Genomic DNA, 10849 nt, shown 5'->3' with positions numbered 1-10849 from the left:
AACCCTGGACATGGATACCCCAGCCAACCGGCTGAACATGCTGCTGCAACCGGCAGCCTAACCCCCCAGCGTTGCACCCACCACTTGACTTAGCCGCGCTGAAACGAGCCGTAACTGGCCTCTCGGCGGATGAGGGGATGCAAAGAAGTCGTTGCAAAGAAATGCTTGCAAAGAGATCTTTGCAACGGTACTTTGGGTGCATGGAACAGCAGTCGCCCCCGCATGATGCACAGGTCCTCGATGTAACCCGCCTGAAGGCACTGGCCCACCCGATCCGCATAGCGCTGCTGGAAAGCCTTTCCCGCTACGGCGCGCAGACCGCGTGTTCCGTGGCTGAACGCCTTGGGGAGTCCAGCGGATCCACCAGCTACCACCTGCGCCAGCTGGCCAAGCACGGATTTGTCCGCGAGGTGGAGGGGCGAGGAACCGCCCGCGAACGCTGGTGGGAGCGGGTCCCGGAACCAATCCAGACCTCCGCGGAGATGGCCAAGTCCCCGGCCGCCCGCGATGCCACCCGAATCCTTGCCAAGACCGTGACCAACAGCAATGCCAAAGCCCTGGGGGACTTTGTTGACCACGGTGAATCCCTCCCGGATGAATGGGTGGAAACTTCGATCCTTCTGGGCACCAGCCTCCGGCTGACGCTGGAGGAAGCGCAGGAGGTTTCCCGCCAGGCTTCCGAGCAACTTGAGAAACTGCTTTCTCCGTTCCGCGGGCGCGAAGACGCCGACGGCACGCGCCCCGTGGAACTGCACTTCAACTTCTTCCCGCTTATCGATCCCGGAGCCCAGTCATGAATGTCGTAATGACCTACGCGTCCCTGCCCCTGCATGCGCGTCCAGCCGCCCACTCGCCAGTCCGGCCCACCGGCGTCGGCCGCGTGTTTGTGGCCGCCGGAGAACTGCTGATCAGGCTCGGGGAGCGTGCGGCCCAGCGGCCCCAGCCGGACGTGTTCCGCCTCGCCGCCCATGCCGAGCTGCGCAGGGACCTGGAGGGACGCGCCCACTCAGCACTGTGGCCCTAGTCCGGCTGCAAAAGCTAAGGAACTAGCCGCCGCCCGTAAAGGTCAGGTACAGCAGGACAACGTTCAGGGTGATGAGCAGTCCGGCCACGAGCACCCCCAGGGCTGTTGTCCACCAGCGGTTGCGGTGCTCGCCCATCAGGTCCCGGCGGGATGTCAGCCAGAGCAGAGGCACAAGCGCGAAGGGGATGCCGAAGGAAAGCACCACCTGGCTCAGCACCAGTGCCCAGGTGGGATCCACTCCCGCGGCGAGGATGGCCAGCGCCGGCAGCAGGGTGATCAGCCGCCGCAGCAGCATGGGGATGCGCACCTTCAGCAGCCCCTGCATGATCTCCGCCCCCGCGTAGGCACCCACGGAGGTTGATGCCAGACCCGACGCCAGGAGCCCCAGAGCAAAAAGAAGCGCGACGCCGCTGCCCAGGGCCCCGCCAATCGCGGCATGGGCGCCCTCCAGTGTGTCGGTGCCGTCCACACCCTGCAGCGAGGTGGCAGCCAGCAGGAGGATGGCGAGGTTGACCGTCCCTGCGACGGCAAGGGCAATAGTGACGTCCCAGCGGGTGGCGCGGATCAGCATGGAGGTTGTGAGGCTCTGCGCCCGCTCCGGGAACCGGTCCCGGGTCAGTGCTGAATGGGCATAGATGGCGTGGGGCATAACGGTCGCCCCCAGAATCGAAGCAGCGAGCAGGACCGAACCGGCGCCGTCGAACCGGGGCACCAGGCCCGCCGCCACTCCGGCAGGGTCCGGCGGCGCAATGAATACACCGGCGGTGAATCCGATGGCGATGATGGCCATCATGGAGACGATCGCGTACTCGAAGCTCCGGTGCCGTCCACTGCCCTGAATCGCCAGGACTGCCATGGAAACGGCGCCGGTAATCAGGCCGCCGACCGGCAGCGGGAGATCAAAGAGCAGCCACAGGGCAACGGCACCGCCGATTACTTCGGCGATATCCGTGGCCATGGCCACCAGCTCTGCCTGCAGCCAGTAGAGCCGCCGTCCGGTGGTACTGCGCATCCGCAGGCCGACCAGTTCCGGCAGGCTGCGTCCGGTTGCCAGACCGAGTTTGGCGGACAGGTACTGAACCAGCCACGCCATGACGTTGCCGGCCACAACTACCCAGACCAGGAGATACCCGAAACGCGCGCCGGCGGTCATGTTGCTGGCCACGTTGCCCGGATCCAGGTAGGCGACTCCGGCTACCAGGGCGGGGCCGAGGAGCCAGGGCAGACGGGTACCCGCCCTGGGCCGGCCGATGCGGGGATGTGAACCCGCGGGGGCTGCCTTGTGGAGCATATGGCCAACGTAGCACCAGGACTTCGGGCCGCCTAACAGTTAAGCGCAGGTGTGCTCAACAACGCCGGCATCAGTTGTCCGGCACACACCTCAGGTGCCGCTACATTAGGCTTTCGGTGTTTGTTTCCTCTGCGGGACGGGACCGGGTGCTGTGCTGGAGCACGGCGAGCCAGGCAAGGGCGCCGGCAACGGGCAGCAGCAGCACTGCAGCAAGCCACAGGGCACGCGCGGCGCCGGTGGTCTCCTCGGTCCGGAACAGGCTAATCACGGCACCGGTAGTCAGCGTAACTGTGAGCAGCAGCGCCAGGGCGGCGGCTGGTATCCACATGAGGTACTCGACGGGCATGGTGTTTAGGCACTTTCGGGCAGGCGTGTACGGGGTTGGGGCAGAAGTGCGGGGGTCACCGGCAACCGGAACGCGTTGTTCGGCCAGTGCACTCCCAGCCTAGGGTCCGGGTGCAGAGCGCGGCATCATCCCTGGAGATGACTTTTTGGTGCCGGTGCTCATCCCAGCATGCCGAGGGCGGGCGTGGCCAGAGAATAGAGTTGAAGAATGTCCGCCGCTTCGCCATCCGCTGTTTCCCGTGTCTTCACTGCCGTTATTGCCGGTGCCAGCATTCCGATGGCCCTGATCATTCCCGCGTGGATCACCGCAGGCCGGATCCTGGTGGGTGCAGACGGCCGGCTGGTGACGGTTTTCGCGCTCACTGCCGGACCGCTGCTGGCGGTGCTGATGCTGACCGCGGCGGTAAAGATCACGGCCGGTGCAGCTGCACGCACTCCCTTTGGTGCACCCATGAAGACGTCAGTGCTGCTGCTTGCGAACTGGTTTCTGGGCGGGATCTTCGGCTTCTTTGTTCCGGATTTCGGTACACCGCAGGCAGGATCGGTCTTCTCGTCCCTGGCCGGGCCGGAGGTGCTCGGATACTCGGCTGCCCTGGCCAATCCGTTCGGGATAGCCACCCTGTTCATCACCGTGGTGGTTCTGGTGAGGGCGTTCCGGGACGCCTCGCGTTCCCGCAGCATCGGCGTCATCCGCCGCTAGTGTCAACGCACGGGAGCGCTCAGCGGGCTCTGGGCCGGGTAGTAGAAGCCGAAGTCATCGTAGGGGTCCTGCCAGGCGGAGGAATCCCGGGATATGCGGGTGACGGCGGACGCAGGTACCCAGCGGTTGTGGGCGCGGCCGTCGTCGTCGATCCAGTGCACCAGCACCTGGGTGCGTGTCCAGGCCACAGCCTTACCGTCCACTTCCAGCAGGAGGCAGCGGACATAGGGTTCCTGCCGGTAGCGCGCGTGGCTAACGAGGGGCCGGGCTGTTGCCGGGTGGAGTGTGGAAGCAGGAGGAGCAGAGGAAGTCATGCGCCTACTCTTGCTGCCGCCACTGACACTGGGCTGACACGCTCCGGGTCCAGGTGGCTCTGCGGAGCGGAAGGCTCAGGCGGCTAGGAAGCCAGGTCCCGCCACTTCGCTGCAGCCTTGGTGCCCAGTGAAGTGCCGCTGTCCTTGACCTTCCGCGGGATCATCCGGATCACCGGAGCCAAATCGCTGCGTACTGAGCGGTGGGCGTCGGCAGGCGCGGACTCAGGCCGGGATGCGGGCCGGGCTACTGCTGCCTGGCCGTTCCGGTCCGGACGGTTCATCAGCAGGTACGCGAGGGCAACCGGTGCAATCAGGAGGGAAATCAGCGTGAGCGTGCCCAGCGCGTACAGGGCGAGCATGGCGTAAAAGGGCCGGTCGAACAGGGAAGCGACAAACCCGGCACTGCCCAGGAGCAGCCAGAGCCAGAAGACGCCCACCAGTGCGAGGGCGGTGCGTGCACGGCGGAAGAGCATTACGGAGCGACGGCGTGCTGAAGGCACGCTTGCCTGAGACTCACTGCCCATTTGGTTCTCCCCCAGCTACATGGGTCCAAGACGACGAACCCTACGGGTGATATTAGCCCGTTTTGTTCCGTAACTCTGGCATACACAGGCAACAATGGTCTGTGTCGTTCCAAGAGAGGAAAAACTTGCGCTCCACCCCCGGTCCCGGTCTGCTGTTCGTGCTGGTCTGCGCCATGGGCGCCGGCCCTGTGATGAACTACGGAATCTCCGCCACCAGCACGCTCATCATCTCGGATCTGGGTATCAGCGAATCGCAGTTCGGCCTGCTCGCAGCCACCTGCTTCGCCAGTGCGGCGCTGTCCTCGATGTCCCTGGGGCGGCTTAGCGACCGGATCCGTGCGCGGACCCAGATGCTGATTATCTTCGGGGGCACTGCTCTCTCGCTTGTCTTTATGGCGCTGTCCGGCAACTACCTGTGGCTGCTGGCAGCCGTGTTGTTGTCCGGCCCCGCGCAGGCCATCTCCAACCCCACTACCAACCGGATCATCATTCATGCAGTGCAGCCGGGCAAGCGTCCGGGGTGGATGGGCATCAAGCAGTCGGGAGTGCAGGCCAGCCAGCTTTTCTCCAGTCTGTTCTTCCCGGCGGCAGCCCTGTTCGCAGGGTGGCGGGGCGCTGCGGTCGGCGCCGCACTGGTACTGGGGCTGCTGCTTGCATACTCATGGCACCGGCTGCCGCCCGAACCCCGGATCAAAACCCCCAACCGTGCTGAACGTGCCTCGGCCGAGCGCAGGTTCCCCGCCGCGGTCTGGCTGCTCGCCGCGTTCGCGCTCTTCTCCGGCGCGGGAATGCAGGCCACCAACGTCTACCTGCCGCTGTTTGCGCAGCGGGAACTCGGCTTCTCGCTCCTGATGGGAGGGGCAACCGCGGCCGCAGCCGGCGTCGTCGGGGTGGCTTCCCGCGTGCTGTGGGGCCGTCGTATGGCCGAAGGGGTGCGGGCCTCCACGCTGCTTCTCATTCTGGCCGCAGGTGCCATCTGCGGTGCCGGGCTGCTGCTGGCGGCAGGGGAGACCGGCATCCCCGCGCTGCTGTGGGCGGGCGTGCTTTTCCACGGTGCATCGGTGCTCGGCGTCAACGTTGTGGTCATGGCAGGGGTCCTGCGCGAGGTGCCAAAGGAACGCGTGGGAGCTGCATCAGGAGCAGTGTCCCTGGGAATGTACGCAGGGTTCGCGTCGGGACCGCTCATCATGGGTCTTCTGCTTGAATTCTCCGGCGGTTTCCTGGACGGCTGGATCTTCATTGGAACTGCTTATCTGGCGTGTGTGCTGGTGGGACTGGCGTATCGCCGTGTGGGCCGGCGCAAGGTGGATCACGCCGGCGAAGGAGGCAGTCACAGCGTGCACACAGCTGCGGATCAGTCCCGCGAAAGCAGTGAGGGCGAGGAAGAATCCGGCGGCGGGGGAGCATCTCCGCGCACTGCCCGGCCCCAGTAGCTGCCCGCTGGCTGGGCTGGTTGCCTGAGGTAGTCCGGGCAGAGCGCGGCTGGCTGTCTTGCCAGCAGCAGGGGTGCTTGGGGACGGCGCGCCGGGGCCTACCCGCCAGCGGGCTGCTGGGCGAGCAGCTCCTCGACCGCACCGACATACAGTGCCACCAGCGTCCGGGCGCATTCCCCAACGGCTGTGTCCGGAGGCAGGAAAGTAGCCGAGTGCAGCGGGCTCTGCGGTGCAGGGGAAGGACTGCGCACTCCCAGGAAGGCCATAACCCCCGGGACGGCTTCGGTGAAGAACGAGAAGTCATCCGCGCCGCAGCTGCGCAACGGCTCGGCACTTCCCAGTCCCTGCTGTGCCAGCCAACGCTCTGCGCGGGATGAGAGAACGGCATCATTCCGCAGGACCGGTTCACCAACGGTGATGCTGACTTCCGCCGTGGCGCCGGCTGCCTGAGCAGTATGCTCCGCACAGCGGCGCAGGGCCGTGTGCAGCAGGGACTGCTCATGCTTGTCCATGGTCCGCAGGGTGCCGCGGATCAGCGCCTGATCGGGAATGACGTTCGACGCCGTTCCTGTCTTGAGCTCGCCGACGGTCAGTGCGGCCGGGCTAACCGGGCTGACCGTGCTGCGGATCAGGTCGTACGCCGCCAGGCAGATTCTCGCCGCAACGGGGACCGGGTCGACGCTCGAATGGGGATACGCTCCGTGGCCGCCGCGCCCGCGGACTACGATTTCGAACTCGTCGGCAGCGGCGTTGATGGCTCCGCTGCCCGTCGCCACAGACCCTTCCGGGATGCCCGGGTGAACGTGGACAGCCAGGACGGATGCCACCTGTTCGCGGGCCAGCAGCCCGTCATTGATGATGTCCAGGGCGCCGGAAGGATAGGTTTCCTCCCGCGGCTGGGCAATTGCCGTCAGTGCGAAGGGCAGTTCGACGGCGGCTGCCGCCCGAACGAATGCCGCGAAGGCGGCCTGGTGCACGTCGTGGCCGCAGGCGTGCATGGCGCCGTTGGCAGAAGCGAAAGAGACATCGTTTTCTTCGACCAGGGGCAGGCCGTCCAGTTCGGTCCGCACCGCAACCGAGGGCCCGTCCTCCGGGCCTGTCCGCAGGTAGAAACCCGTGGACGCCACAGGCTGAACCGGACGGCCGATGAACCCTGCCAGCTGGTCTGCCGCCGGTTGTTCAGCGCCGGAAAGGCATGGTGCCGCATGCAGCCGGTGACGCAGTTCCACCGCACCGCCCAGCTCGAGGTCCAGCGCCGCATTGAGCTCGGCGAAGAGTGCGGCGGAAGTCTCCGTCCCGGATCCCTGCCGGACAACGGCTGCCCCTGTCACCGCGGTTCCAGCCCGTAGGCACGCTCGGAATTCACGTGGCCTATCAGGTGGGCAACGCGTTCCGCATCCGCCGGAGACCACTCGCCGTCCTCGACCCACCGTCCCACCACGCGGTCGAAGCCGCGGCGGAACAGGTGAGCGCCCAGGAAGTACAGCTCGGGCAGGCCAAAAGCGTCCGTGGAGAAGACAGCCTTGTGGAACGGAGTGAGTTCCAGGGACTCGGCGATCACTGCGTCGGACCGGCTGCCGGTGTAGTTCACAGCCAGTCCGACGTCGGCGTACACATGAGGGAACACATGGGCCAGATAGCCCGCTTCCCGCTGGAACGGGTAGCAGTGCAGGAGCATGACGGGAACATTGCGGCTGCGTACTGCACGGAGCCAGGCAGTCATGTTCAGGGGATTGCAGCGGTGCAGGTCTACGTCGGCGTCGCCGTAACCAACATGGAACTGGATAGGCTTGCCCAGATCCACTGCAGCCCACAGCAGATGCCGCAGAAGGACGGGGTGGTCCATGCGGGGTTCGTTTCCGGCAGCGGCGAGCCACTGCGCTGCCGCGGTTTGAACCTCCTGGTCGGACGGGCGGTCCGGGTTGAAGTCCAGACCGTAGCGGTAGGCCATGATGGACTTCACCCCTACAGCGTTCCGGGAGCGTTCCTCCAGGGCTGCAGCGAAGTCGGCGGCGAAAGTTCCCGGCGTGGTCCCGGCTGCGGCAACCTCTTCGGCGATTCGTTCCAGCCTCACGACTTCACGGAACCCGGCGGACGCCAGCAGCCCGGTTTGCTCCGGGGACGTGATCTCCTCACCGCGGTAACCGGTTTCCACCAGCACCGTGTCCAGGTTTGCCGCACTCAGCAGCAGTGAATTGACGGCGTCCGCACCGAGCTCGGCACGCCGAGCCAAATAGTCCTCCGGCGAAACATGTGCCTCCAGGCCCAGCACCGGCGCACACCAGCGCCGGATAGCGAAGCCAAGCTGGGTGTCGAAGAAGGTTGTCCCGGCGGGCCCCGGCCAGCTGGATTCCGTGGCGAGGTCCTCAAATTCTGCGCGCTGCAGCGGCCGTGCCATAACACCGTGACAATGGTGGTCGATCAGCGGTGCGCCGAACATTCCGTCCTGACTGGATGTCCTAGTAGACACCGGTGTACCTCCTGCATTTTTCGGCCTCGGAAAGGCCGACGAGTTGGTTTATTTCGTCGCGTTTGATGGCGCGGTGGATGTCGATAAGGTCGGGCGCGAACCATCCCCGAACGACTTCGTCCGCCTGCAGGGCGTCAAGCGCCTCGGCCAGTGAACCGGGCAGATCGCTGACACCGGCTGCTCCGCGTTCCTCGGGGCTGAGTTCCTCGACCTGCCGGTCCACCACCACCGGGGTCGGAAGCCCGTCGCGGATGCCTTCGAGTCCGGCACGGATGAGGGCACCCATCGTGAGCCAGGGGTTGCCTGCGGCGTCTCCTGCCCGGAACTCGAGGTTGAACTGGGGCCCGATCTCCTTCCCGGCCATATCGATCGTCGGACACACACGAAGCATGGCTTCCCGGTTGCGTTCACCCAGGAACGCCTGGGCAGCCGACCACCGATGAGGGGACAGACGAAGATAGGAAATGTCGCTCGGCGAGGTGAGCGCCACCAGTGCCGCGGTGTGCCGCAGGATGCCTGCGGCGAAGGAGCCCGCGGCTTTTGACAGCCGTCCGGGAAGGTCCGGATCGTAGGTCGCCGGTGCTCCGGCGGCATCCCGCAGGCTCAGGTGCACGTGTGCTCCGTTGCCCGATCCCTCGGCATCGACCAGCGGTGAGAAGGACGCCCGGCGCCCGGTAGCCACGGCGTAGTCGCGGACAATGTCCCGCAGCAGTACCGCGCGGTCAGCGGCAGCCAGGGCCCCGGTTGCCCCAACGGTTAGCTCCCACTGGTGGGCACCGTATTCAGGGAGCCAGTTCTCCGGATCGAGTCCCGCGTCGGCCAGGATCTGCAGCAGTTCCGTTCCCATTGGTTCCACGCTACGCATGGCCTGGTAGGAGAACGGTGCGTCCGGGACAGCGTCGGACAGCAGCATGAACTCATGTTCGAAGGCCGCGTGGACGCTCAGTCCGGTCTCAGACTCGAGGTCCTCAATTGCACGCCGCAGGAACGTCCGGGGGCAGCATTCCCAGGCGGTTCCGTCCGTGTGGGTGATATCCGCCAGGACCACGTTCACCGGTGGTTTGCCGGGAATGCCGTCGATCCGGGTCAGCGTGCCGGCGTCGGGAATCAGGCGCAGGTCGCCGATTGATCCGAAGGCGATCCCGTCAACAATGTGTCCAAACGGTCCGATCCCGATGTTCGCCGGGACCCAGCCGCATCCGGTCGCGAAATCCAGGTCACCCAGCCGCATGGCCCGTCCGCGCGTGATGGCGCTAATGTCATTCGTTGCCACGAAGACCAGTTCGTCGTCGCGGTTCTTCGATTCACGCATGGGAGGCGTCCTCCTCGATAAGGCGTTCGCCTATTCGCCTCGCCATGGCAGGCGCCGCGATGACAATTCCGGCACCGACGAGGCACCAGGCTGCAGCGACAGCGGGGAAGTAGGAATACGGCGCCGGCTGGTCGACGGACTGGACCACAAAGACGAAGACCAGGTAGGCGATGCCGATGACGGGAAGAACCAGTTCCCAGCGCGGAATCGATCCCTTGCCGGAGAGGATATGGACAGCCACGCCCGCCGTGGTGGTCGCATAGGCCACAAGCAGGCACAGGACGGCGATGGTCGCGTACCAGTAGTACGCATCGAATGCACCGACCCCGCCGGCCCAGAGCAGTACGGCGAGCACAGCCGCCGTCGCGGTTACCGCTGCCACCGCCCGGCGCGGAATGCCGCTGCCCGGATGAATGACGGAGAGCGACCGGGGGCCGAAGCCGTCACGGGCAAGTGCAAAGACCAGGCGCGAGGCGGCAGCGGTTGAACTCAGCGTCGAGGCGAACGCGACCATAAACGCGGCAAACGCCAGCAGGAGGGCGTATTCACGGCTGATGTACATGCCGGCCAGTTCCGTCAGCGAAGAGGACGACGCCGCGAACGCTGCAGCTCCTTCCTCGCTGGAACCAAATCCGACCTGCTGGCTGAACATCATAAAGACATAGATCAGGCCGCAGCCCACCACGGATCCGCCGAGGGCAAGCGGGATGGCTTTGCGGGGATTGGCTGTTTCTTCGCCAAGTGAAGCGCACGATTCAAAGCCTGCCCAGGACAGGAACGCGAAGACTGAGGCCGTGAGCAGGGTGGAAAGCGGAACCTCGCCGGGCAGCAGAAGGGAAAGGTCCACGGCTGTTTCCACGGGTGCGGCCCCGGTGGCCGCCTTGACCAGGATGACGCCGCCGAGGATGAGCATGAGCAGGACACCGAACCCTCCGATGGCGGTCAGCAGCCGTGCCGTGAACCGGGATTCACGGAAGTTGGCGGCTAGGGCCAAGACCGCTGCCGCAAGGGAAGCGAGTATCCAGGGCAAGGACGCGGCGTCCGGGTTCCACGCTGTCATCCAGGCTTCGAGGAAGACGGCGCAGGCAGCGAGTGTGCACGCGGCAAAGGTGACGTAGGTGCCCAAGAGGGCGAATCCGCCAAAGAAACCTGCACGTGGACCGATCGTGCGTCCGGCAAGCGCGTACACCGAACCGGCATGGTTGAAGCGGCGTGTCAGGCGCACAAAGCCGTAGGCGATGAAAGCGGTGCCCGCGAACGCTACGAGAAAGACGAAGCTGACCGAGGTGCCAACCAGCCCCGCTACCCCAATGCCGTTCAGGGACATGGCCAGCAGCGGTGCCATAAAGCCGACGGAGAGAGCGGCTGCTTCCCAGGAGCGTAGTTTCCGCACGGGTTTCTGTTGCGTCGCTTGGGGCATGATGATCCTTTTCGAT

At 65.6% G+C, this 10849-nt stretch carries 12 protein-coding genes; 4 read left to right on the top strand and 8 right to left on the bottom strand.

Features of this window, described 5'->3' with window-relative positions; all coding sequences use genetic code 11:
- Positions 1–200: 200 nt before the first annotated feature.
- Both AO716_RS15695 and AO716_RS15690 read left to right on the top strand, forming a co-directional pair.
- Positions 201–797 (top strand): ArsR/SmtB family transcription factor, encoded by a 597-nt coding sequence (locus AO716_RS15695; RefSeq protein ID WP_055242691.1) that lies wholly within the window; start codon positions 201–203, stop codon positions 795–797.
- Positions 794–1024, top strand: a complete 231-nt coding sequence (locus AO716_RS15690) for a hypothetical protein (protein WP_055242689.1) — start codon at positions 794–796, stop codon at positions 1022–1024. Before AO716_RS15695 ends, AO716_RS15690 begins: the two co-directional genes overlap by 4 nt.
- 22 nt (positions 1025–1046) lie before the next feature.
- Here AO716_RS15690 and AO716_RS15685 read toward each other — a convergent pair whose 3' ends face one another.
- Together AO716_RS15685 and AO716_RS15680 are read right to left on the bottom strand one after the other, a co-directional pair.
- Positions 1047–2315, bottom strand: a complete 1269-nt coding sequence (locus tag AO716_RS15685) for an Nramp family divalent metal transporter (RefSeq protein ID WP_055242687.1) — start codon at positions 2313–2315, stop codon at positions 1047–1049.
- A gap of 100 nt (positions 2316–2415) precedes the next feature.
- Positions 2416–2661, bottom strand: a complete 246-nt coding sequence (locus tag AO716_RS15680; protein ID WP_055242685.1) for a PLDc N-terminal domain-containing protein — start codon at positions 2659–2661, stop codon at positions 2416–2418.
- A gap of 207 nt (positions 2662–2868) precedes the next feature.
- Here AO716_RS15680 and AO716_RS15675 point away from each other — a divergent pair, with 207 nt between their 5' ends.
- Positions 2869–3360, top strand: coding sequence for a hypothetical protein (locus AO716_RS15675; RefSeq protein WP_055242683.1), 492 nt, complete (start codon positions 2869–2871; stop codon positions 3358–3360).
- Between the two features lie 2 nt (positions 3361–3362).
- Here the strand turns inward: AO716_RS15675 and AO716_RS15670 are convergent, their stop codons facing one another.
- Complete coding sequence (locus tag AO716_RS15670) at positions 3363–3674, bottom strand: hypothetical protein (protein ID WP_055242681.1); 312 nt, start codon at positions 3672–3674, stop codon at positions 3363–3365.
- Positions 3675–3757: 83 nt separating this feature from the next.
- Positions 3758–4198: a hypothetical protein gene (locus tag AO716_RS15665; RefSeq protein WP_152970014.1), complete on the bottom strand. Its 441-nt coding sequence runs from the start codon at positions 4196–4198 to the stop codon at positions 3758–3760.
- A 125-nt stretch (positions 4199–4323) separates the two neighbouring features.
- Between AO716_RS15665 and AO716_RS15660 the strand changes: the two genes are divergently transcribed.
- Positions 4324–5631: an MFS transporter gene (locus tag AO716_RS15660; protein WP_235472136.1), complete on the top strand. Its 1308-nt coding sequence runs from the start codon at positions 4324–4326 to the stop codon at positions 5629–5631.
- 98 nt (positions 5632–5729) lie between these two features.
- On the opposite strand, the gene AO716_RS15655 is transcribed toward AO716_RS15660, so the two are convergent.
- From AO716_RS15655 to AO716_RS15640, 4 genes are read right to left on the bottom strand one after another with little or no spacing between them, the layout of a single operon-like run.
- The gene (locus AO716_RS15655; protein WP_055242677.1) at positions 5730–6962 is read right to left on the bottom strand and encodes a M20 metallopeptidase family protein; all 1233 of its coding nucleotides are present in this window, start codon (positions 6960–6962) and stop codon (positions 5730–5732) included.
- Positions 6959–8101 (bottom strand): amidohydrolase family protein, encoded by a 1143-nt coding sequence (locus AO716_RS15650; RefSeq protein WP_235472135.1) that lies wholly within the window; start codon positions 8099–8101, stop codon positions 6959–6961. The genes AO716_RS15655 and AO716_RS15650 overlap by 4 nt, the downstream gene beginning before the upstream one ends.
- Positions 8091–9413, bottom strand: coding sequence for a glutamine synthetase family protein (locus AO716_RS15645; protein ID WP_055242673.1), 1323 nt, complete (start codon positions 9411–9413; stop codon positions 8091–8093). The genes AO716_RS15650 and AO716_RS15645 overlap by 11 nt, the downstream gene beginning before the upstream one ends.
- Complete coding sequence (locus AO716_RS15640) at positions 9406–10833, bottom strand: APC family permease (protein ID WP_082413649.1); 1428 nt, start codon at positions 10831–10833, stop codon at positions 9406–9408. The genes AO716_RS15645 and AO716_RS15640 overlap by 8 nt, the downstream gene beginning before the upstream one ends.
- Between the last annotated feature and the right edge of the window lie 16 nt (positions 10834–10849).

It is taken from the genome of Arthrobacter sp. Edens01 (assembly GCF_001307035.1).
In the GTDB taxonomy this organism is placed as follows: domain Bacteria; phylum Actinomycetota; class Actinomycetes; order Actinomycetales; family Micrococcaceae; genus Arthrobacter_B.
This window is presented reverse-complemented; position numbering and strand designations above follow the sequence as displayed.

Coding starts and splice junctions, on each gene's coding strand:
- AO716_RS15695 (WP_055242691.1), top strand. CDS start 201: ATGGAACAGCAGTCGCCCCCGCATGATGCACAGGTCCTCGATGTAACC.
- AO716_RS15675 (WP_055242683.1), top strand. CDS start 2,869: ATGTCCGCCGCTTCGCCATCCGCTGTTTCCCGTGTCTTCACTGCCGTT.
- AO716_RS15645 (WP_055242673.1), bottom strand. CDS start 9,413: ATGCGTGAATCGAAGAACCGCGACGACGAACTGGTCTTCGTGGCAACG.
- AO716_RS15685 (WP_055242687.1), bottom strand. CDS start 2,315: ATGCTCCACAAGGCAGCCCCCGCGGGTTCACATCCCCGCATCGGCCGG.
- AO716_RS15640 (WP_082413649.1), bottom strand. CDS start 10,833: ATGCCCCAAGCGACGCAACAGAAACCCGTGCGGAAACTACGCTCCTGG.
- AO716_RS15680 (WP_055242685.1), bottom strand. CDS start 2,661: ATGCCCGTCGAGTACCTCATGTGGATACCAGCCGCCGCCCTGGCGCTG.
- AO716_RS15670 (WP_055242681.1), bottom strand. CDS start 3,674: ATGACTTCCTCTGCTCCTCCTGCTTCCACACTCCACCCGGCAACAGCC.
- AO716_RS15665 (WP_152970014.1), bottom strand. CDS start 4,198: ATGGGCAGTGAGTCTCAGGCAAGCGTGCCTTCAGCACGCCGTCGCTCC.
- AO716_RS15690 (WP_055242689.1), top strand. CDS start 794: ATGAATGTCGTAATGACCTACGCGTCCCTGCCCCTGCATGCGCGTCCA.